Source organism: Intrasporangium sp., assembly GCF_030452765.1.
Lineage (GTDB): Bacteria > Actinomycetota > Actinomycetes > Actinomycetales > Dermatophilaceae > Intrasporangium_A.
In genome coordinates this window covers 1-20264 of sequence record NZ_JAKDLO010000075.1, presented here as the reverse complement: position 1 = coordinate 20264, position 20264 = coordinate 1, and the positions used below count along the sequence as shown (strand labels likewise).

The window sequence follows — 20264 nt, the reverse complement described above, 5'->3', positions numbered from 1 at the left end:
CGAGAGTGCAGCACTTCCGATCGAGAGTGCAGCACTTCCGATCGAGAGTGCAGTAGTCCGCATCGAGGGTTCAGTTCAGTCAGTGGTCCCTGCACTCTCGATGTGGGTTTGTGCACTCTCGATCAGGTCTTGTGCACTCTCGATGTGGGTTTGTGCACTCTCGATGGGCTGGGTGTGTCAGGCGAGGGGGTCGATGATCCCGTTGAGGGTCGCCGACGGACGCATCACCGCCGAGACCTTCTGCGGGTCAGGCTGGTAGTAACCGCCGAGGTCGACCGGAGTGCCCTGCACGGCGATGAGCTCCTTGGCGATCGCCGCCTCGTTGTCGCTCAATGCCGTGGCCACCGGCTCGAACGCCGCCGCCAGCTCCGCGTCCTCGGTCTGACTGGCCAGCTCCTGCGCCCAGTACATCGCGAGGTAGAAGTGGCTGCCGCGGTTGTCGATCTGGCCGACCTTGCGCGCGGGTGACTTGTTCTCGTCGAGGAATGTACCGGTCGCCCGGTCGAGGGTGTCGGCGAGCACCTGGGCCGGCGCGTTGCCGGTCGACTTGGCGTACTGCTCGAAACTGACTGCGAGAGCAAGGAACTCACCGAGGCTGTCCCACCGTAGGTAGTTCTCCTTGAGCAGCTGCTGGACGTGCTTGGGCGCCGAGCCGCCCGCGCCGGTCTCGAACAGACCACCGCCGCCGAGCAGCGGCACGACCGAGAGCATCTTGGCCGACGTGCCGAGCTCGAGGATCGGGAACAGGTCGGTGAGGTAGTCGCGCAGCACGTTGCCGGTGACCGAGATGGTGTCCTCTCCCTTGCGGATCCGCTCGAGGGAGTACTTCGTCGCTTCGACCGGGGACAGGATCTCGATCGTCAGTCCCTCGGTGTCCTCGTCCTGAAGGTAGCTGCGGACCTTCGCCATCATGTTGCGGTCGTGGGCGCGGGTCTCGTCGAGCCAGAAGACGGCGGGGGCTCCGGTCGCCCGGGCTCGACGCACCGCGAGAGCCACCCAGTCGCGGATCGGGACGTCCTTGGCCTGGCAGGCCCGCCAGATGTCGCCCGCGGCGACCTCGTGCTCCATGAGGACGGCGCCCGACTCGTCGACGACCCGCACCATACCGGGCGCCGCGATCTCGAAGGTCTTGTCGTGGCTGCCGTACTCCTCGGCCTTCTGGGCCATGAGGCCGACGTTGGCCACCGAGCCCATCGTCGCCGGGTCGAAGGCGCCATTGGCACGGCAGTCGTCGATAGCGGCCTGGTAGACGCCGGAGTAGGAGCTGTCGGGCAGCACTGCGAGGGTGTCCTGCTCCTTGCCGTGGGCGTTCCACATGTGGCCGGAGGTGCGGATCATCGCCGGCATCGAGGCGTCGACGATGACGTCGCTCGGCACGTGCAGGTTCGTGATGCCCCGGTCGGAGTCGACCATTGCGAGCGCCGGCCCGTCGGCGAACCCCTGCTGGATCGCGGCCTCGACCCCCGCACGCTGGTCGGCGGGCAGCGCCTCGATGGCGCGCAGCATCGCCCCCAGCCCGTCGTTGGGGTTGGCGCCGACGGAGGCGAGCTGCGCGGCATACGACTCGAAAAGCGTTGGGAAGAAAGCGCGCACGACGTGCCCGAAGATGATCGGGTCGGAGACCTTCATCATGGTGGCCTTCAGGTGCACCGAGAAGAGGACGCCCTCGTCCTTGGCGCGCGCGATCTGGGCGACCAGGAACTCATCGAGGGCCGCGGCGCGCATGACGGTCGCGTCGACGACCTCGTCCGCGAGGACCGGGATCGACTCCTTGAGGACGGTCGTCGTGCCGTCGGAGGCGACGTGTTCGACGCGCAGCGACCCGTCGTGGTCGATGACGACGGAGCGCTCCTCGTGGCGGAAGTCGTCGGCGTCCATCGTCGCGACGTTCGTCCTGCTGTCACTGCTCCAGGCGCCCATCGAGTGAGGGTGCCTGCGCGCGTAGCTCTTGACGGAGGCAGGGGCGCGACGGTCGGAGTTCCCTTCGCGCAGAACGGGGTTCACGGCCGACCCCTTGACCTTGTCGTATGTCGCCCGGGTGGCCTTCTCCGCGTCGGTCTGCGGCTCGTCCGGGTAGTCCGGCAGGGGGTAGCCGTTGGCCTGCAGCTCGGCGATGGCCGCCTTGAGCTGGGGGATGGAGGCGGAGATGTTCGGTAGCTTGATGATGTTGGCCTCGGGCCGCGTGGCGAGCGCGCCGAGCTCGGCGAGGATGTCACCGGTGCGCAGTTCGGGCGTGAGGGCCTCGGGGAAGCTGGCGATGATGCGCCCGGCGAGCGAGATGTCGCGGGTGTCCATCGTGATGCCCGCCTGCTTCGCGAACCCCGACACGATCGGCAGCAGCGATGCGGTCGCGAGTGCGGGGGCCTCGTCCGTGTGGGTGTAGATGATGGTCGAGTCAGTCACCGTTGCTCCATTCCGAGGGGTCCGACAGGAATCTTGATATCAAGAGATCGGAGGTACGCGTCCCGAGGGCGCCGTTCCCATCCTGCCGAGGTGGCAGGGCCCGCGCCAGAGCAGGCCTTGACGGACTGACAGAATTGAACGACTATTCACTATGGAGTGAACGACTATTCAATCCTGCTGGGAGGCGGAGCATGACCCACGACGGCGCCTACGACGGCTACGAACAGCTGACCTTCACGCGGCATGACAACGGCGTGCTGCTGATCACGATGGACCGGCCCGAGAAGTACAACGCGACCGACGAGCAGATGCACGGCGAGCTGGCCCGCGTCTGGCGCGACGTGTCGGACGACCCACAGACCCGTGTCGCGGTCATCACCGGAGCCGGCAAGGCGTTCAGCGCCGGCGGTGACCTCGGTATGGTCGAGCGGCTCGCGGGCGACCACGAACGGGTCGCGCACATGCTGAGCGAGATGAGCGACCTCGTCTACGGCATCACGAACTGCGAGAAGCCGGTCGTCTCCGCCGTCAACGGCGTCGCCGTCGGTGCCGGCACGGTCGTCGGGCTGCTCGCCGACATCTCGATCGTCGCCGAGGACGCGAAGATCGGCGACGGGCACGTCAAGCTCGGGGTCGCCGCGGGAGACCACGCCGCGATCATCTGGCCGCTGCTGGCCGGGATGGCCAAGTCGCGCTACTACCTGCTCACCGGGGACATGCTCACCGGTGCCGAGGCCGAGCGGATCGGCCTGGTCAGCAAGGCAGTTCCGCGCGAGCAGGTGCTGCCTGAGGCGCTGCGCGTCGCGCAGGTGCTCGCCGCCGGGTCGCAGCCGGCGATCCGCTGGACCAAGCGGGCCCTGAACAGCTGGATCCGTCAGGCCGGCCCGATCTTCGACCAGTCGGCCGCCTACGAGATGCTCTGCTTCATGTCGCCCGACGTGGTCGAGGGCTACACCGCGCTGCGCGAGAAGCGCGAGCCCGTCTTCCCCTCGGCGCAGTAGCGTCCCACCGTCATCCGGGATGCCGCTCACCCCCGTGCCCCGGGCGTGACGGTCCTAGGGTGGCCCGGTGAGCAGCGACGCAGACCTCGACCCGCGTACCATCCGGCACCTGAGCCACGTGCTGGCCATCGCGCAGCGCGACCAGCGCCTGCCGTCGGTCGCTGCCGGGATCGTGCGGGGCGGGCGTCTTGTCTGGTCCGAGGCCATCGGGACCGTGGACGGCCGGGCCGGCGGGCAGCGGGTCGACACCGATACGCAGTACCGGATGGGCTCGATCACCAAGACGTTCGTGGCCGTGGCCGTCATGCGGCTGCGCGACGCCGGACGGCTCGACCTGTCCGACCGCTTCGACGACCATGTGCCCGGGTCGCAGATCGGCGAAGCGACGATCGCGCAGCTGCTCTCCCACGCCGGGGGTGTCCAGGCCGAGACCGACGGGCCGTGGTGGGAGCGGACGCCAGGCGGTGACTGGGCGTCGCTGGCCGATTCGCCCGTGCGACAACGGTTCCGGGCGGGGCGACGCTACCACTACACGAATGTCGGATATGCCGCCCTCGGTGAGCTCGTCGCCCGGGCGCACGGCGTGTCGTGGTTCGACGTGGTCGAGCGAGACCTCCTCTCCCCGATGGGGATGCGACGCACGACTACGAGGCCCAGCGGGCGGGCGGCCCAAGGCCTGGCCGTCCACCCCTTTGCCGACGTGCTGCTCCGTGAGCCCGAGCACGACGCTGGCGCGATGGCCCCGGCCGGTCAGCTCTGGACGACGGTCGAGGACCTCGCGAAGTGGGCGGCCTTCGTCGGCGGGGACACCGGGGAGGTCCTCGCGGCGGACACGTTGGCCGAGATGTTCGAGCCGCACACGGTTGACGACCAGCCCGGCCTGGCGTGGACCGCCGCGCACGGCCTCGGCTGGCAGGTGTGGAACGTCGACGGTGCGCGGTTCGCCGGCCATGGTGGGTCGATGCCCGGCTTCCTCGCGGGGGTGCGGGTCGCCCTCGACGGCGGCGACGGGGTGGTCGCGTTCACGAACTCGACCAGCGGGGTCCTGCGGCCGGCGGCGGATCGCCTGCTCGACGACTTCCGTGAACGCGAGCCCCGGCTGCCGGAGCCATGGCACGCCGCAGCGGATCCGGGCCTGCTCGACCTCACCGGGCTCTGGCACTGGGGCGCGGGCGTCGTGACCGGCCGGATCGAGACAGGCCAGCTCGTCCTGGGGGAGCCGGGCCAGGGCCGCGGGGCCCGCTTCGACCGCGTTGCCGTGGACGAGTGGGTCGGTCTCGACGGCTACTACACCGGTGAGCCACTGCGCGTCATCCGGCGGGCGGACGGCGCAGTGTCGCACCTCGACCTCGCCTCGTTCCGCTTCACCCGGACTCCCTATGACCCCGAGGCGGACCTCCCCGGCGGCGTCGACGACCTCGGGTGGCGCTGACGGTTGGCGCTGACGGTTGGCGCTGAGGCAGTTGGCGTCGATGGCGTGCGGGGTGCGTGCCGCCGCGGGGGGTCAGGACTGGCGGGCGATGAGCGCGGCGATCCCGTCGAGCAACAGGCCCAGGCCCCGCTCGAACTCCTCCTCGAAGAAGTCCTCGTCAGCGTCGTCGAGACTCTCTGCCCCGGCCGTCAACAGATGCGGGAATCGTTCCTTGTCGACGACCCGCAAGATGAGTCCGAACCAGCTGACCTCGACACGGTCCGGGTCGGACCGGCCGACGAGCCCCATCTGCGTCGACAGACGCACGTGATTCTGTCCCCAGACATCGATGGCGAGCAACGCGGATAGCCGCTCCTGGCTGGTCAGGGGAGTGCCGGCCAGCGCCTCGAGCCCGCGCTCGGTCCACGAGAGCGCGTTGGGTGTCAGCGGAGGGCCGCCCTGTGCCAGCTCGACGCTCCACGGACGAGCCAGGCGCACTGTGGCGATCTCCTTGGCCCACAGCGTGATCCGCTTGCGCCAGGTGGACCGCCGTGGATACCTGAAGGTCGGCGGACCGTAGGCCAGGTCGAGCATCACCGCGGTCAGCTCCTCCTTGCTGTCGACGTAGCGGTACAGCGACATCGTCGTGAAGCCGACGGCCTGCGCAACGCTCTTCATCGACACTGCCTCGAGCCCGTCCCGGTCGGCGATCGCTACGGCGGCAGCCCCGATCTCCTCGATGGTCCGACCCGGTTTCGGGCCGCGGCGGCCCTCGGGCTCGCGCCCCCACAGCAGCTGGAGGTAGCGCGGCAGCTCGGTCATGAGCCGAGTCTAATAACTGCTTGCGGCATACACAGTGGCAGGCCTACTCTCGGAACACTATGCGTCATACACAGATAGGAAAGCTGATGGCCACACCCCGCGCGGGACGACGCGAGTGGACTGCCCTCGCGGTCCTCTGCCTGCCCCTGCTCATCGTGTCGATGGACGTCTCCGTCCTCTTCTTCGCCGTCCCGCACATCTCCGAGACGCTCCAGCCGACCGCGACGCAGGTGCTGTGGATCTTCGACATCTACGGCTTCGTCCTCGCCGGTCTGCTCCTGACGATGGGCAACGTCGCCGACCGGATCGGGCGCCGGCGGCTGCTGCTGCTCGGCGCCGTCGCGTTCGCGGCGGCCTCGGTGCTCGCCGCCTACGCCTCGAGTGCCGAGACGCTCATCCTCGCCCGTGCCGTGCTCGGCCTCGGCGGCGCGGCGCTCATGCCGAGCACGCTCGGCATCGTTCGTTCGATGTTCCACGACGACGCCGAGCGCGCCAAGGCCGTCGGCATCTGGTCGGCCGTCATGGCCGGCGGCGTCGGGGTCGGTCCCGTCGTGAGCGGTTTGCTGCTCGAGCACTTCTGGTGGGGCTCGGTCTTCCTGATCAACGTCCCGTTCATGCTGCTCCTGCTCGTCCTCGGGCCGATGCTGCTGCCGGAGTCGAGCAACCCGAGCGCCCGCGTCGACCCGGTCAGCGCGGTCCTGTCGCTCGTCGCGATCCTGCCGGTCATCCACGCCATCCAGGGGACCGCGGCTCACGGCTGGTCGGTCACCGAGAGCCTGTATGCCGCCGTCGGCCTCTGCGCGGCCGTCGCCTTCCTCGTCCGGCAGGGCCGCGTCGCCTCGCCGATGGTCGACCTGGCCCTGTTCCGCCGCAAGGGTTTCGGCGGGTCGGTGGCCGTGCAGGTCATCGGGATGTTCGGCATCATGGGCAATGCGATCATCATCACCCAGTACCTGCAGTCCGTGCTCGGGTTGTCGGCTCTCGTCGCGGCGCTGTGGAGCCTGCTGCCATCGGTCTTCGTCGGTGGCGCGGCACCTGCCGCTGCGGTGCTCTCGACCCGCATCGGGCGGCCTGCCGTCATGGCCGGCGGATTCATCGTCGCGGCAGGTGGTTTCGTCGGGATGCGCGCGGCGCAGGCCGACTCGTCGGTGGTCCCGGTCCTGCTCGCCGCCACCGGTGTCGCGGTCGGCCTCGTGTCGGTGGCGACCCTCGTGACGGAGTACGCCCTCGCCGTCGCCCCGCCGCAGCGGGCCGGGTCGGTGTCCGCGCTGGTCGAGACGGCGGGCGAGTTCGGTGGTGCACTGGGCATGGCCGTGCTCGGGAGCATTCTCGGTGCGGTCTACGCGTCCCGGATGGCGCAGCTGCTCCCACCGGGGTTGCCCGCCTCCGTCGCGGATGCCGCGTCCGAGACGCTCGGTCAGGCGACTGTCGTCGCGGACCGGCTCGGTGGTGCGTCCGGGCACGCGGTCCTCGAGGCGGGACGTGCGGCGTTCGTCGACGCCATGCACGTCACCGATCTGGCCGCCGCCGCTGTTCTCGTCCTCGGCGCCGTGCTCGCGGTGCTCACCCTGCCACGGCACGTCGCAGGCCCGGGCCCAGCGGCTCCGAGCGAGGTCGTGGAAGCGAGCTCAGCGGCATACGGTGAAAGGACTTGACCCTCACGCGGGGTGAGGCAGCACGCTCGAGGACATGACCACGAGGACGCAGATGGCGACATGGACCGTGGGGCAGGTGGCCGACCTGCTCGGCGTGACGGTGCGCACGCTGCACCACTACGACCAGATCGGGCTGCTCGTGCCGAGCGAGCGCTCGACGGCGGGCTACCGGCTCTACACCGATGCCGACCTGGCGCGCCTGCAGCAGGTCGTCGTCTACCGGCGACTCGAGCTGCCGCTCGAGCAGATCCGCGAGCTGCTCGATCGTGGCGAGGGCACCACGGGGCACCTGCGACGCCAGCGAGTCGCGGTCATGTCCCGGCTGGGCGAGCTGACCGAGCTCGTCGCGGCCATCGACCGAGCACTGGAGAGAGAGATGAGTGACCAGCCAGCCACGACCGAGGAGCTGAAGGAGCTGTTCGGCGACGGGTTCAAGGACGAATACCAGGCCGAGGCGCAGGAGCGCTGGGGGGAGACCGACGCGTGGAAGCAGTCGGCGGCCCGGACCAAGCGCTACACGAAGGCCGACTGGGAAGCCGTCAAGGCCGAGATGGACTCGGTCAATGCGGCGTTCGTGGCGGCGTTGCGGGCGGGTGAGCCGGCGACGAGCGAGGCGGCAACGGCTGCGGCCGAGTCGCACCGGCAGCACATCGCCGACAGGTTCTACGACCTGGACCACGAGTTCCACCGAGGGCTCGCGGACATGTACATCACCGACCCGAGGTTCACCAGGAGCTACGAGGGCATCGAGGCGGGACTCGCGCAGTACGTGCACGATGCGATCCACGCCAACTCCGACCGACACGCCGAGTGAGCATCGACCGAGCGCCGGCGAGGGAGGAGCGGAGCGAGGCTGGTGTCGGTCGGCCTGGGCTCGCCGAGCTGCTCTTCGTGCCAGTGACTGCTGTTGTTGCCGTCGACCGCTGGTGCCCCAGCAGTCACCGTCCGCAAGCGCAGTCGCTGGTCGGCAGGGCAGTCGGGCGGCGCTGTCTCGAGCCCACCGCAGGACGTCGAACCAGTGGATGGACGGCGACGAGGCGCCTGCGGATCCGGCCGTAACCTTGTGGACATGCGAGTCGGAGTATTCGGAGCAACGGGTCAGGTCGGCCAGGTCATGCGTGCCCTCCTCGAGGAGCGCGACTTCCCGGCGGACGAGGTGCGGTTCTTTGCCTCGGCCAGGTCTGCAGGCACGACGATCCCCTTCAGGGACAAGCGGATCGAGGTCGAGGACACCGCGACAGCGGACTTCGCCGGCCTCGACGTCGCGCTCTTCTCGAACGGCGGCTCGACCAGCAAGGAGTACGCCCCGCGGGTCGCAGCAGCGGGCGCCACCGTCGTCGACAACTCGAGCGCCTGGCGCAAGGACCCCGAGGTTCCGCTCGTCGTCTCCGAGGTCAACGCCGACGATCTCGACGACATCCCCAAAGGCATCGTCGCCAACCCGAACTGCACGACGATGGCCGCGATGCCGGTCCTCGCGCCACTGCACGAGCGGGCCGGGCTCGTCCGGATGCACGTCTCGAGCTACCAGGCCGTGAGCGGCTCGGGCGTGGCCGGAGTCCAGGAGCTCGACCGGCAGCTGCGCGGCGGCTATGCGGCCGGTGACCCGACGGGTCTCGCGCTGCACGGCGACGCGGTCGAGGTGCCCGAGCCTCAGGTGTATGCCGTGCCGGTCGGGTTCAACGTCGTCCCGCTCGCCGGCTCCATCGTCGACGACGGGTCGCTGGAGACCGACGAGGAGCAGAAGCTGCGTAACGAGTCGCGCAAGATCCTGCACGCCCCCGACCTGCGGGTCTCCGGGACGTGCGTGCGGGTGCCGGTCTTCAGCGGCCACAGCCTCGCCATCCACGCGGAGTTCGAACAGGACATCTCGCCAGAGGAGGCGCTCGACCTGCTCAAGAACGCGCCGGGTGTCGTTGTCACCGACGTGCCGAACCCGCTCGAGGCCGCGGGACGCGACGAGGTCTTCGTCGGCCGCGTCCGCATCGACCAGGCTGCGCCGGAGGGCAAGGGGCTCGTGCTCTTCGTCGTCGGCGACAACCTGCGCAAGGGTGCCGCACTCAACGCGGTCCAGATCGCCGAGGAGCTCGTCAAGCGGCGTCCGTGACTTGGGGTGACTCAGGTCACTGGTCATGTCGCAGACCGATGGCCCCGGCTGCCACGTCACCGGTCATATCGCAGACTGATGGCCCCGGCGGTCACGTCACTGGTCATGTCGCAGACCGATGGCCCCGGCGGTCACGTTGCAGGTCATGTCGCGCAGAGCTGGCTTGGTCGTGCTGCCGGACCGGCGAGACTGCGACATGACCTGCGACATGACGCTGACGCACCGAGACTGCGACATGACGCACCGAGACTGCGACATGACCTGCGACATGACGCACCGAGACTGCGACATGTCATCTTGTGCTTGACCTTCGGAGCGGAGAAGCCGGGGGTGCTCGTCGGCACGACGAAGCCGCGGATGCCGCCGTGCTCCTGCCCCGCGTCGGCCCGGACGACCGCGACGTCGGCCGATCGACCCGTTGGTGATCCCCGAGGGCCCCGTGGTGGACCCGAGGGTCACCTCTCGTCGGTTGGGGCAGGGGCCGCCGGTCCGCCGTTGCGGCGCTTCGGGGCGCGCCGCCGCGCCGGCTGGGGTTCGTCGAGCCAGGCCAGCACGCTCTCGGTGTGCTCGCCGAGCTCGGGCGGCGGGGTCGGCCGCACTGTCTCGTATGCCGCCCAGCCGACCGGGTGGCGCACCTGCGGCGCGTGCGTGGGACCGAGGTCGACGGTCGGTGCCAGGCCCAGCTCTTCGGCCAGCGCGATGCCGCCGCCGATCGTGCCGACCTGGCCGGCCGGGACCTGCGCGGTGGTCAGGGTCTGCGCCCAGTATCCGGCCGGTGCGGTGGTCAGGACACTCTCGAGCCAGGCGACCAGCTCGTCGCGGTTGGCCACCCGAGCGGCGTTCGTCGCGAACCGCGTGTCGTCGCAGAGCCAGGAGAGGCCGAGGGCCGTGCTGAGCCGCCCGAACTGTTCGTCGTTGCCGCACGCGACGGCGAGCAGGCCGTCGGCGCAGTGCAGCGTCTCGTACGGCGCGATCGACGGGTGCCGGTTGCCGAGCGGGACCGGGTCGATGCCGACGGACAGCTGTGCCTGCGCCTGGTTGGCCAGGCCGCCGAGCAGGCTGGTCAGGAGCGTCACCTCGATCCGGTCGCCACGACCGGTCCGGGCCCGCGCGGCGAGCGCCGCGAGGATGCCGATGACGGCGTCCTTGCCGGTCAGCACGTCGACGAGCGCCACGCCGACCTTGGTCGGCTCGCCCCCCGCGGCCCCGGTGATGCTCATCAGCCCGCCGACCGCCTGGACGATGAAGTCGTACCCGAGCAGCCCGGCGCCACCGGCCGACCCGAACCCGCTGATCGAGCAGTACACGAGGCCGGGGTTGGCTGGGGCCAGGTCCTCGTAGGCCAGGCCGAGGCGGGCCATGGTGCCCGGCTTGAAGTTCTCGATGACGACGTCGGCCCGCTCCGCGAGACGGCGCGCGGCGGCCCGCCCCTCGGGATCGCGCAGGTCGAGCGCGACCGACTCCTTGGACCGGTTGACGCTGGCGAAGTACGTCGAGCCGTGCTCGGTGAACGGCGGCCCCCAGGACCGGGTGTCGTCGCCCGACCCGGGACGCTCGACCTTGATGACGCGGGCACCGAGGTCGGCCAGGGTCATGGTCGCCAGTGGCCCGGCGAGCACCCGGCTGAAGTCGGCCACGACGATGCCGGCCAGGGGTGCCTCGGCCCGGTCGTCGGGCCTGGCGCGGCTCGCCGGGTCGGCGAGGGCTGTCGGTCGGCTCACCACGTCGAGGTCCTCGACATCGGTAGGCTCCACGGGTTGTCGTCGCACAGGAACGACGGTAGCGCGGCCGCGGGCACGTCCTGGAAGCACACGGGGCGGGTGAAGCGGAGCAACGCGGCGGAGCCCACACTCGTCGCGTCTGCCCGGGAGGCCGCGGGCCACGGACCACCGTGGTGCATGCCCCAGCTCGTCGCAACGCCCGTCGGCCAGCCGTCGACGACGACCCGGCCCACCTGGCGTGCGAGCGCCGCGACGAGGGGGCCCGCGTCCGGGTCGTGCGGTCCGGCGGTCATGACGGCCCCGGCCAGAGAAGGCTGCAGCCGGGCCAGGGCGGCCAGCGCAGCCCCGAGGGAGGCGTACTCGGCCACGAGCGCCATCGGCCCGAAGCACTCCTGAAGGAACGGCGAGCCGGGCTGCAGCTCGTCGAGGTCGACTCGGAGAGCCACCGGGCGGGCGGTGAACGCGGTCCCTTCGTCGGCGCCCCCGGCGTCGCCACCCTTGGCCCTGCTGCTCTTGGTGGCGACACCCTTGCCCGTGCCACCCTCGCCCGTGCCACCCTTGCCCGTGCCACCCTCGCCCGTGTCGACCGCACCATCCCCAGCGGCGGCATCCCCGGCCGCGGCGAGGACCGTGCCACCGGCCCCGGTCAGGCGTTCGACCCCGGCCCCGTAGCCGTCGGCGATGGCCTGCGTCAGCAGCGGGCCTGGTGCGGCGCCGGCCAAGATGGTTGCGACCGCCTCGGCGAGGCCTGACCCCTCCGGGACGAGGAGCAGACCGGGCTTGGTGCAGAACTGGCCCTGCCCGAGCGTGAACGAGCCGACGAAGCCCGTGGCGATCGCGTCGCGGCCCGCCGCAGCGGACGGTGTCACGACGACCGGGTTGACGGTGCCCATCTCGGCGAACACCGGAATGGGCGCCTCGCGGCCCGCGGCCCGCTCGGCGAGCGCGAGCCCGGCGCGCTGGGAGCCGGTGAAGGCGAGCGCGCTGACCTCAGGTGCGTCGACCAGGGCGAGACCCGCGTCGAAGCCGGAGACGAGCCCGAAGGTCCCGTCCGGTGCGCCGGCCTCGGCGAGCGCCTGCACGGCGAGCTCGGCGAGCGCGGCCGACAGCCGCGGGTGGGCGGGATGTGCCTTGACGACGACGCTGCAACCCGCCGCGATGGCCGAGCACGTGTCGTGCCCGAGCACCCCGAAGCCGAACGGGAAGTTGCTCGCACCGAAGACCGCGACCGGCCCGAGTGCCACGTTGGCGCGACGCAGCACGCTCGGGACCGGGCCCGGGACCGTGTCGACGAGGGCACCGACCCAGTGCCCGGCGGCCGCCACCGAGCCGTAGAAGCGAGCCGATGCTGCGCACTTGGCCAGCTCGCCGAGCAGCCGTGGGCCGCCGAGGGCAGTCTCCTCGTCGGCGAGGGCGGCAAGCCTGTCCGCGTTCGCCTCGAGGGCCCATGCGATCGCCTCGAGCCAGCCCGCCCGGACGGCCGGTGGCGTCGCGGACACGAGCGGGAAGGCCCGTGCGGCAGCGTCGAGGACGGCGGCCACCTCCTCGGCAGTGCTCTCGGCGGGCCCGTCGACGCGCCGACCGGTGCGCGGGCTGTACGAGGGGGCGATGGCGACCGTGGTCATGCCGACACCTCCACACGGTCGGCTGCCGCAACCTGCTCGCAGATCGCGCCGGCCACCACGCCGAGCGCGTCGGCGAGGAGGTCGTCGTCGATGACGAGGGGCGGCAGCAGCCGTATGACGTTGCCGAGCGTGCCGCACACGAGGACGAGAACGCCCTGCTGGTGGCAGGCCTTCGCGATGGCGGCGGCTGCGTCGGGGTCCGGCTCGAGCGTGCCCGGCCGGACGAGCTCGAGGGCGAGCATGGCACCCCGGCCGCGCAGCTCGGCGACCCCGCGACCAAGACCGACCAGCGGGGCGAGCGCTTCGCGCACCTGCTGCCCGATGGCTCGCGCGCGTCCGGTCAGGTCCTCCTTGTCGATGATCTCGAACACGGCGAGCGCTGCCTCGCAGGCGAGGGGGTTGCCGGAGTACGTGCCGCCGAGGCCGCCCGCCGACACCGCGGCCATGATCTCGGCCCGGCCGGTCACAGCCGAGATGGGCAGCCCGCCGCCGAGGGCCTTCGCGGTGCAGACCAGATCGGGCACGAACCCGTCGTGCTCGGCGGCGAAGAGGGTCCCGGTACGGGCCAGCCCGGCCTGGACCTCGTCGCCGACGACGACGATGCCGTGGCGCCGAGCGGTCTCGGCGAGGCGGGGCAGGAAGCCGGCCGGCGGGACGATGAAGCCGCCCTCGCCCTGGATGGGCTCGACGACGACACAGGCGATCTGCTCTGCCCCGACCCGCGCCACGAGGTCCTCGAAGGCGCGCAGCGCCTCGTCGGCCACCTGGGCCGGGGCGGGACTGCCGGGCCACCGCAGCGGGTCGGGGAACGCGGCACGGTGCACGTGCTCGGTCGGCAGCGGCCCGAAGCCGGTCTTGTACGGCTTGTCCTTGGCCGTCATCGCCAGGGTGAACAGGGTGCGGCCGTGGTAGGCGTTGTCGAAGACGACGACACCTGGCCGTCCGGTGGCGGCCCGGGCGATCTTGACCGCGTTCTCCACGGCCTCCGCCCCGGTCGAGAACAGGGCCGTCGACTTGGCGAAGTCGCCCGGTGCGTGCGAGTTGAGCCACTGGGCGACCCGCACGTACCCCTCGTACTGCGTCACGAGGAAACAGGTGTGGGTGAAGCGCTGCGCCTGTGCGGCGACCCGGCGCGCCACCTCAGGGTGGGCGGCGCCGACGCTGGTCACCGCGATGCCGGACGCGAGGTCCACGATCCGGTTGCCGTCGACGTCCTCGATGATGCCGCCGGCCATGCGCTCGACGAAGATCGGCAGGGTCCTGCCGAGGCCGTCGGGCAGGGCGGCGTCACGCTCGGTCTGCAGGGCGCGCGACCTGGGGCCGGGGACCGCCGTGCCCAGGTGTCGGGTCTGGGGGACCGTCGGTCCGGGGACGTCACGGGACATGGGGCTCTCCTTCGTCGGGTGCCGTCACCGTAAGCAGGCCGGAGGCGCCCTGTCTTCGGATGATTCGTCCCAGATATCGAGATGATGGACGATGTGTCCATGGCAACCCTTGTCGAGCTCAGCGAAGCCCTGGGCGCGGACCTCGCGCAGGTCGGGACGGTCGCGCCGTCGGCCGAGGCACTGACCGGGGTGCACGTCAGCGAGCTGCGCGACCCCCGGCCGTACCTCGCCGGTGGCGAGCTGCTGCTCACCACCGGGATGAACCTGACGATGCACACCGCCCCCCTACGGGCCTACGCGACGATGCTCGTCGGCCACGGACTGCGCGGACTGGCCCTCGGCCTGGGTCCCGTCCATACCCGGGTTCCGCCGGTGCTCGTCCGGGTCTGCGACGCGGCGGGCCTGCCGCTCTACGCGGTCCCCGAGCCGACCCCCTTCCAGCTCGTCGCCCGCCGCTACTGGGAGCTGTTGGCCGCGGCCGGACGCGCCGACCTCGACCTCGCGCTGGGGGCCCAACGCGGCCTCGTGCGGGCAGCAAGCGACCGCAACCCGGTTGCCGCGGTCGTGCGGGTCCTCGCTTCGGCCATCGACGGGTGGGCGGCGCACCTCGACCCGGACGGCGCCGTGGTGACCGTCTGGCCTCGCGAGCATCGGTCGAGTGCCGGGCGGGTCGGCAGCGAGGTGCGCCGCCTGCGTGGGGCGGGGCCGCACGCCGCCGCGACGTTCCCGCTCGGCGACCTCGACGTGGCCGTTCAGCCGCTGTCCCGCGGCGGGCGCCTGCGGGGCTTCCTCGCCACCGCGCAGCGGCGACCGGTGACCGCCCGTAACCGCCAGCTGCTGGTGACGACGACCTCGCTGCTCGCGCTTGCCGTCGAGCTGCGTCACACCGGAGTCATGCGCCGGCGCGCCGAACGCGAAGCGGTCGCCGCGCTGCTGCTCACCGGGCGGGTCGGCGCGGCACGCGAGCTGGCGGCCGCGCTCTCGCTGGAGGCGCCTCCGGAGGCCGCTGCGCTCGTCGTCATCGGCGAGCTGGGTCGTGATGCCGCCGACGAGGTCGTCGACGAGTGCGAGCGCCATCGTCTCGACGTCTGGGGACACTGGCGGCCCGACCGGCTGCGCGTGCTCGTGCCGCCCCGGGTCACCGCACGCCTGCTCGGCCTTGGCACAGACCCACACCGCAGGGTCGCCACGCCGGTGCTGCCGCTCACCGCGGCGTCGGGCGCGGTCGTCGCCGCGACCCTGCGGGCCGCCGAACGGATCCTCGCCGGGCTCGAGGACGGCGCCTGCGTCGACCTCGAGGGCAGTACCGACCCACGGGACCGGGGCCGCCGCGAGTGGCTCGCCCTGCAGGCGCTCGGCCGACCCGAGCTGGAAGCCGCCGCGGTGGCCTACCTGCGGCACCGGGGGAGCTGGGAACGAGCGGCGAACGAGCTCGGCTGCCATCGCAACTCGCTGCGTCACCGGATCGCCGCCGTGCAGCAGCGCACCGGGATCGACCTCGACGACCCGACGAGCGCGGCAGCCCTCTGGCTGGCGCAGGTCGAACTGGCCGGCACGGGCTGAGCCGCCCAGAGACCAGTGGGTATGCCGCCGAGCCGGCCCCCGCGCATTCGCGGGCACGAGCGGTGGCCGGCTGAGCGGCATACCCCATCGTCTGTGACGCGCGGACGGGTGGGGTGCGTCGTTACGCTTCCTGCATGCCCATCACGGTGGCGCAGCTGGCCGCGGACGGCGCCCAGCTCGGGCTGACGGTGCTCCTGACCCTCGGTCTGTCGGTGTCGCTCGACCCGTTCGGGCGGGACGAGTACGTCGCTCGGCCGGCCCGAGCGCCCGAGCGGGGCTCGCCCACGGCTGTCGGGACGTTCGCATAGGCTCGGCCCGTGGACGACACCGGAGGCGCATGCGGGGCCGAACCGCCCTGCCAGAGCACGGCGCCGGGGCTGTTCATCTGCTTCGAGGGCGGCGACGGGGCAGGCAAGAGCACGCAGGTGCGCCTGCTCACCGACGAGCTCGAGCGCCGGGGTCGTGTGGTTCTCGTCACGCGGCAGCCCGGCGGCACCCCGCTCGGTGCCCGCATCCGTGACCTGCTGCTGCACGGGGAGCACATGACGCCGCGAGCCGAGGCGCTGCTCTTCGCCGCCGACAAGGCACACCACGTCGAGCAGGTCATCCGCCCGGCCCTGGACGCGGGCCGGGTCGTCATCACCGACCGCTACACCGACAGCTCGATCGCCTACCAGGGTGCGGGCAGACAGCTCGGCGCCGACGAGATCCGGCGGCTACAGCACTGGGCGGTCGGCGGCCTGCTGCCCGACCTGACGGTCGTGCTCGACGTGCCGCCCGAGGTTGGCCGGCAGCGTCGCGGCGAGGTCCACGACCGGCTCGAGTCCGAGGCCGACGAGTTCCACGCCGCGGTCCGGCAGGGCTTCCTCGACCTCGCAGCCCGCGACCCCGAGCGCTACCTGGTCCTGGACGCCGGGCTGCCGCCCGACGAGATCGCCGCGCAGGTCCGTGGGCGGCTCGCCGCCCTCTGGCAGGCCACCACCGGCGCGGCCCGGCCGGAGCCGGCGACCCGGCTGAGCGGCATACCGGCGTCCGGGGAGCCGCAGTGAGCGTCTGGGACGACCTCGTCGGACAGGAGCCGGCGGTCGAGACCCTCTCCCGTGCGGTGCACGACGAGGCCGCGATGACGCACGCGTGGCTGCTCACCGGCCCGCCCGGGTCGGGACGCTCCAACGCGGCTCGGGCCTTCGCGGCCGCCCTGCAGTGCCCGAGCGGCGGCTGCGGCACGTGCCGGGAGTGCCGCACCGCGCTCGACGGGTCCCACGCCGACGTCAAGGTCGTCGCGACCGAGGGCCTGTCGATCAAGGTCGCCGCCATGCGCGAGCTCATCCAGGAGGCGGCGCTGCGGCCCTCGGTCGGACGTTGGCGCGTGGTCATCATCGAGGACGCCGACCGGCTCACCGCCTTCAGCGACGCGCCCGCCAACGCGCTGCTCAAGGCCCTCGAGGAGCCGACGCCGCGCACGGTCTGGGTGCTCTGCGCGCCGAGCCTGGAGGACGTCATCATCACGATCCGCTCCCGGTCCCGGCACGTGCGGCTGCGCACACCTCCGGTCCACGCCGTCGCCGACCTGCTGGTTCGCCGGGACGGCGTCGAGCGGCCGATGGCGCTCTACGCAGCCCGGGCCGCCCAGTCCCACATCGGCCTCGCGCGACGTCTCGCCCGTGACGAGGGCGCCCGCAGGCGGCGGCACGACATCGTCTCGATGACGACCCGCATCCGGGGGGTCGGCGAGGCGGTCCAGGCCGCCGAGAACCTCACGATGATCGCCGAGGAGGAGTCGGCGGCAGCCTCCACCGAGCGCGACGCCGCCGAGCGGACGCGCCTGCTCGAGACGCTCGGTGCCGACCCGACCGCCCGCACCCAGCCACCCCACATCCGCACCCAGCTCGCCGCCCTCGCCAGGGACCAGAAGGGCAGGGCCAAGCGGCACGTCCGCGACGTCATCGACCGGTCGCTCGTCGACCTCGCCTCGGTCTACCGCGACGCGCTGGTGATGCGCCTGGGCTCGGACGTCGAGCTCGTCAATCCCGACGCCGTCGACACGGTACGCGCCATCTCGGGCGTCTTCACGGCAGAGCGGCTGCTCCGCCACCTCGACGCGATCGCCGAGGCGCGCGAACGCATCCATGCCAACGTCTCGCCGCTGCTCGCCCTCGAGTCGATGGCGCTGCGGCTGCGGGTTCCCCGCGATCTCGGCGTCTGAGCGAGTTACGGTTTCGCTCATGAGTGCTCGGAGGGCCTGCGCGGGTGACCACGCCCGCGCCGCGCTCGACCGACCCCTTCGCCGACCTCGTCGCCGGACCTTGGCAGTCGTTGTCGCGGCGCTGGTGGCCATCGTGCTGACCGCGTGCACGACCGGTGGCCCCGCACCGGTCGAGCTCCCCCCGCCCACCAGCGAGACAGGCGTCAACGCCGCACCGACCGCCGCGCTCGCGCCGTACTACTCGCAACAGCTCTCGTGGAGCACCTGCGACGGCTCCTTCCAGTGCGCGCGACTCACCGTCCCCGTCGACTACGCCGACCCGTCCACGGGGGATATCAGGATCGTGGTGCTGCGGGCTCCCGCCCGCGACCAGAAGGACCGCATCGGCTCGCTCGTGGTCAACCCCGGCGGCCCGGGCGCCTCCGGGGTCGACTACGCGAAGGACGCCGACCTGATCGTCGGGCCGCCCGTCCGCAAGTACTTCGACGTGGTCGGCTTCGACCCGCGCGGCGTCGGCGCGTCCGCCCCGATCGACTGCCTCACCGACCACCAGCTCGACCAGTTCCTCGGCACCGACCCCACCCCTGACGACCACCCGGAGCAGGAGCGGCTGCTCGGCGAGGCGAAGGACATGGCGAACGGCTGCGAGGCGCACAACAAGGCACTGTTGCCTCATGTCTCGACCGTCGATGTCGCCAAGGACCTCGACGTGCTCCGGGCCGCGCTCGGCGACTCCCGGCTGACCTACCTGGGCAAGTCCTACGGCACCTTCCTCGGCGCGACCTATGCGGAGCACTTCACCGATCGGGTCGGTCGGATGGTGCTCGACGGGGTGGTCCCCCCGGACCTGACCAGCGCACAGATGTCCAAGGGCCAGGCCGAGGGCTTCGAGCTGGCGACCCGCGCCTACGTGCAGGACTGCATCGAGGCGGGCGGCTGCCCGCTCGGCGACACGGTCGATGAGGGCATGCAGTGGATCCGCGACTTCCTGCACCGACTCGACGGGCAGCCGATCCCCAGCGGCGACTCGGCGGTGCCGGAGCTCAACGAGGCGTGGGCGTCACTCGGGATCGCGGCCGCGATGTACGACCAGGGCTCGTGGGGCATCCTGACCGACGCGTTGCTCGCGGCCGAGCAGGGCGACGGCTCCGATCTGATGCGTCTGGCCGACACCTACGCCGACCGTGATCCGGGCGGCGGCTACGCCGGCAACATCATGGAGGCCATCTACGCGGTCAACTGTCTCGACCGGCCCGACAGCCCGGACCTCGCGGCCTACCAGCGGTACGCGAAGGAGTTCACCAAGGTGGCCCCGACGTGGGGACCGTTCCTCGCGTGGGGCAACCTGCCGTGCGGGGTCTGGCCGGTCCGGGGCGGTGAGGGCCCCCGCAGGATCACCGCGGAGGGCAGCGGTCCCATCGTCGTCGTCGGCACGACGCGCGACCCTGCGACGCCCTACGAGTGGGCGGTCCGGCTGCGCGACCAGCTCGCGCATGGTGTGCTGATCACCTACGTCGGCGACGGCCATACGGCCTATATGCGCTCCAACAGCTGCGTCGACGACGCCATCGACGCCTACTACGTGGCGGGCACCGTGCCCGAGGACGGACTGAAGTGCTGAGCGACGACCCGCAGCCCGGTGACCTGCCCGAGGGGCCCACCGAGCCGTATGCCGCTCTCCGCCGGGCCGTGTCCGGCGGGCCTCCGGGCGTGGCGGGGACCTCGGACGATCCGGGGCCGGCGGGCTCGCGAACCGGGGCTCCCGCTCCAGGGAAGTGGTGGTGGCGTACCCGGGTCGTGGCCATCGTCGCGGTCGCTGCCCTCGTCGTCGCCGTGGCGCTCGGGGTCTGGGTGTTCCGGCCCGTTGACGCGACACCGGCCGCGACCCCGACGACGATCCCCTCGGGAGCCGCGTCGGACCGGCCCTCACCCGGCAACGCCCCGACCGCGCCCACCGTCCCGCCCACCGCGGCCGCGAAGAGCACCGACCACCCGGCGGCCCTCGACCGCTTCTACACCCAGACGGTGGCCTGGTCGTCGTGCGGGGACTCGTCGAGCCACCTGTGCGCGACCGTGCTCGTGCCGGTCGACTACGCGAAGCCGTCCGGGGACACCTTCCGGTTGGCCCTGCGCAAGGTGCCGGCCACCGACCCGTCGAAACGGGTGGGCTCGATGCTCATCAACCCCGGCGGCCCCGGCGGCTCGGGCCTGCAGTATGCCGAGTACGCCGCCTTCGTCTTCAGCGAGGACCTGCGAGCCTCCTACGACATCATCGGGTTCGACCCGCGCGGCACCGGCCGGTCGGACGCGGTCGCGTGCCTGACCGACGACCAGATGGACCTGCTCTTCGAGGACGACCCGACCC

Annotated in this window: 15 protein-coding genes and 2 pseudogenes; 11 read left to right on the top strand and 6 right to left on the bottom strand. The window is 71.8% G+C overall.

What is annotated here, in order from left to right:
* Positions 1-177 precede the first annotated feature (177 nt).
* On the bottom strand, positions 178-2403 hold the full coding sequence (locus tag L0H79_RS11195; RefSeq protein WP_301484682.1) for an NADP-dependent isocitrate dehydrogenase: 2226 nt from the start codon (positions 2401-2403) through the stop codon (positions 178-180).
* Between the two features lie 191 nt (positions 2404-2594).
* On the opposite strand from L0H79_RS11195, the gene L0H79_RS11190 reads away from it, so the two are divergent.
* The gene (locus L0H79_RS11190) at positions 2595-3404 is read left to right on the top strand and encodes an enoyl-CoA hydratase/isomerase family protein (protein WP_301484681.1); all 810 of its coding nucleotides are present in this window, start codon (positions 2595-2597) and stop codon (positions 3402-3404) included.
* 67 nt (positions 3405-3471) lie between these two features.
* The gene (locus L0H79_RS11185) at positions 3472-4836 is read left to right on the top strand and encodes a serine hydrolase (protein ID WP_301484680.1); all 1365 of its coding nucleotides are present in this window, start codon (positions 3472-3474) and stop codon (positions 4834-4836) included.
* Positions 4837-4908: 72 nt separating this feature from the next.
* Here L0H79_RS11185 and L0H79_RS11180 read toward each other — a convergent pair whose 3' ends face one another.
* A complete protein-coding gene (locus tag L0H79_RS11180) occupies positions 4909-5637 on the bottom strand; it encodes a TetR/AcrR family transcriptional regulator (protein WP_301484679.1) in 729 nt (242 codons plus the stop codon).
* A gap of 86 nt (positions 5638-5723) precedes the next feature.
* On the opposite strand from L0H79_RS11180, the gene L0H79_RS11175 reads away from it, so the two are divergent.
* The 3 genes from L0H79_RS11175 (at position 5724) to L0H79_RS11165 (ending at position 9399) form a co-directional block, all read left to right on the top strand.
* Complete coding sequence (locus tag L0H79_RS11175) at positions 5724-7292, top strand: MFS transporter (protein WP_301484678.1); 1569 nt, start codon at positions 5724-5726, stop codon at positions 7290-7292.
* A gap of 34 nt (positions 7293-7326) precedes the next feature.
* Positions 7327-8106 carry a MerR family transcriptional regulator gene (locus L0H79_RS11170; RefSeq protein WP_301484677.1) on the top strand — a complete coding sequence of 260 codons (780 nt, stop codon included), beginning with the start codon at positions 7327-7329 and terminating at the stop codon, positions 8104-8106.
* 255 nt (positions 8107-8361) lie between these two features.
* Positions 8362-9399, top strand: coding sequence for an aspartate-semialdehyde dehydrogenase (locus L0H79_RS11165; RefSeq protein ID WP_301484676.1), 1038 nt, complete (start codon positions 8362-8364; stop codon positions 9397-9399).
* Between the two features lie 281 nt (positions 9400-9680).
* Here the strand turns inward: L0H79_RS11165 and L0H79_RS11160 are convergent.
* The 4 genes and pseudogenes from L0H79_RS11160 to gabT form a co-directional block, all read right to left on the bottom strand.
* Positions 9681-9806: pseudogene (locus L0H79_RS11160) on the bottom strand (acyl-CoA dehydrogenase); the annotation flags it as partial.
* A gap of 48 nt (positions 9807-9854) precedes the next feature.
* Complete coding sequence (locus L0H79_RS11155) at positions 9855-11051, bottom strand: CaiB/BaiF CoA-transferase family protein (RefSeq protein ID WP_301484683.1); 1197 nt, start codon at positions 11049-11051, stop codon at positions 9855-9857.
* Positions 11052-11116: 65 nt separating this feature from the next.
* A complete protein-coding gene (locus L0H79_RS11150; RefSeq protein ID WP_301484675.1) occupies positions 11117-12745 on the bottom strand; it encodes an aldehyde dehydrogenase family protein in 1629 nt (542 codons plus the stop codon).
* Entirely contained in the window at positions 12742-14130 is a 1389-nt protein-coding gene (gabT, locus tag L0H79_RS11145) for a 4-aminobutyrate--2-oxoglutarate transaminase (protein WP_301484674.1), read from the bottom strand. Before gabT ends, L0H79_RS11150 begins: the two co-directional genes overlap by 4 nt.
* Positions 14131-14229: 99 nt before the next feature.
* Between gabT and L0H79_RS11140 the strand changes: the two genes are divergently transcribed.
* From L0H79_RS11140 to L0H79_RS11115, 6 genes and pseudogenes are all read left to right on the top strand, one after another.
* Positions 14230-15693 (top strand): PucR family transcriptional regulator, encoded by a 1464-nt coding sequence (locus tag L0H79_RS11140; protein WP_301484673.1) that lies wholly within the window; start codon positions 14230-14232, stop codon positions 15691-15693.
* Between the two features lie 134 nt (positions 15694-15827).
* Positions 15828-16001 carry a hypothetical protein gene (locus L0H79_RS11135; RefSeq protein ID WP_301484672.1) on the top strand — a complete coding sequence of 58 codons (174 nt, stop codon included), beginning with the start codon at positions 15828-15830 and terminating at the stop codon, positions 15999-16001.
* Between the two features lie 9 nt (positions 16002-16010).
* Entirely contained in the window at positions 16011-16742 is a 732-nt protein-coding gene (tmk, locus tag L0H79_RS11130) for a dTMP kinase (protein WP_301484671.1), read from the top strand.
* Positions 16739-17899, top strand: coding sequence for a DNA polymerase III subunit delta' (locus L0H79_RS11125; RefSeq protein WP_301484670.1), 1161 nt, complete (start codon positions 16739-16741; stop codon positions 17897-17899). The genes tmk and L0H79_RS11125 overlap by 4 nt, the downstream gene beginning before the upstream one ends.
* 19 nt (positions 17900-17918) lie before the next feature.
* Positions 17919-19520 carry an alpha/beta hydrolase gene (locus L0H79_RS11120; RefSeq protein ID WP_301484669.1) on the top strand — a complete coding sequence of 534 codons (1602 nt, stop codon included), beginning with the start codon at positions 17919-17921 and terminating at the stop codon, positions 19518-19520.
* A pseudogene (locus L0H79_RS11115) lies at positions 19514-20264 on the top strand (alpha/beta fold hydrolase); the annotation flags it as partial. The gene L0H79_RS11120 and the pseudogene L0H79_RS11115, both read left to right, overlap by 7 nt.

What these genes read in the sequence shown, in the direction of transcription:
- L0H79_RS11190 (WP_301484681.1), top strand. Translation starts at nt 2,595, where the DNA reads ATGACCCACGACGGCGCCTACGACGGCTACGAACAGCTGACCTTCACG.
- L0H79_RS11180 (WP_301484679.1), bottom strand. Translation starts at nt 5,637, where the DNA reads ATGACCGAGCTGCCGCGCTACCTCCAGCTGCTGTGGGGGCGCGAGCCC.
- L0H79_RS11175 (WP_301484678.1), top strand. Translation starts at nt 5,724, where the DNA reads ATGGCCACACCCCGCGCGGGACGACGCGAGTGGACTGCCCTCGCGGTC.
- L0H79_RS11170 (WP_301484677.1), top strand. Translation starts at nt 7,327, where the DNA reads ATGACCACGAGGACGCAGATGGCGACATGGACCGTGGGGCAGGTGGCC.
- L0H79_RS11165 (WP_301484676.1), top strand. Translation starts at nt 8,362, where the DNA reads ATGCGAGTCGGAGTATTCGGAGCAACGGGTCAGGTCGGCCAGGTCATG.
- L0H79_RS11150 (WP_301484675.1), bottom strand. Translation starts at nt 12,745, where the DNA reads ATGACCACGGTCGCCATCGCCCCCTCGTACAGCCCGCGCACCGGTCGG.
- gabT (WP_301484674.1), bottom strand. Translation starts at nt 14,130, where the DNA reads ATGTCCCGTGACGTCCCCGGACCGACGGTCCCCCAGACCCGACACCTG.
- L0H79_RS11140 (WP_301484673.1), top strand. Translation starts at nt 14,230, where the DNA reads ATGGCAACCCTTGTCGAGCTCAGCGAAGCCCTGGGCGCGGACCTCGCG.
- L0H79_RS11135 (WP_301484672.1), top strand. Translation starts at nt 15,828, where the DNA reads ATGCCCATCACGGTGGCGCAGCTGGCCGCGGACGGCGCCCAGCTCGGG.
- L0H79_RS11120 (WP_301484669.1), top strand. Translation starts at nt 17,919, where the DNA reads ATGAGTGCTCGGAGGGCCTGCGCGGGTGACCACGCCCGCGCCGCGCTC.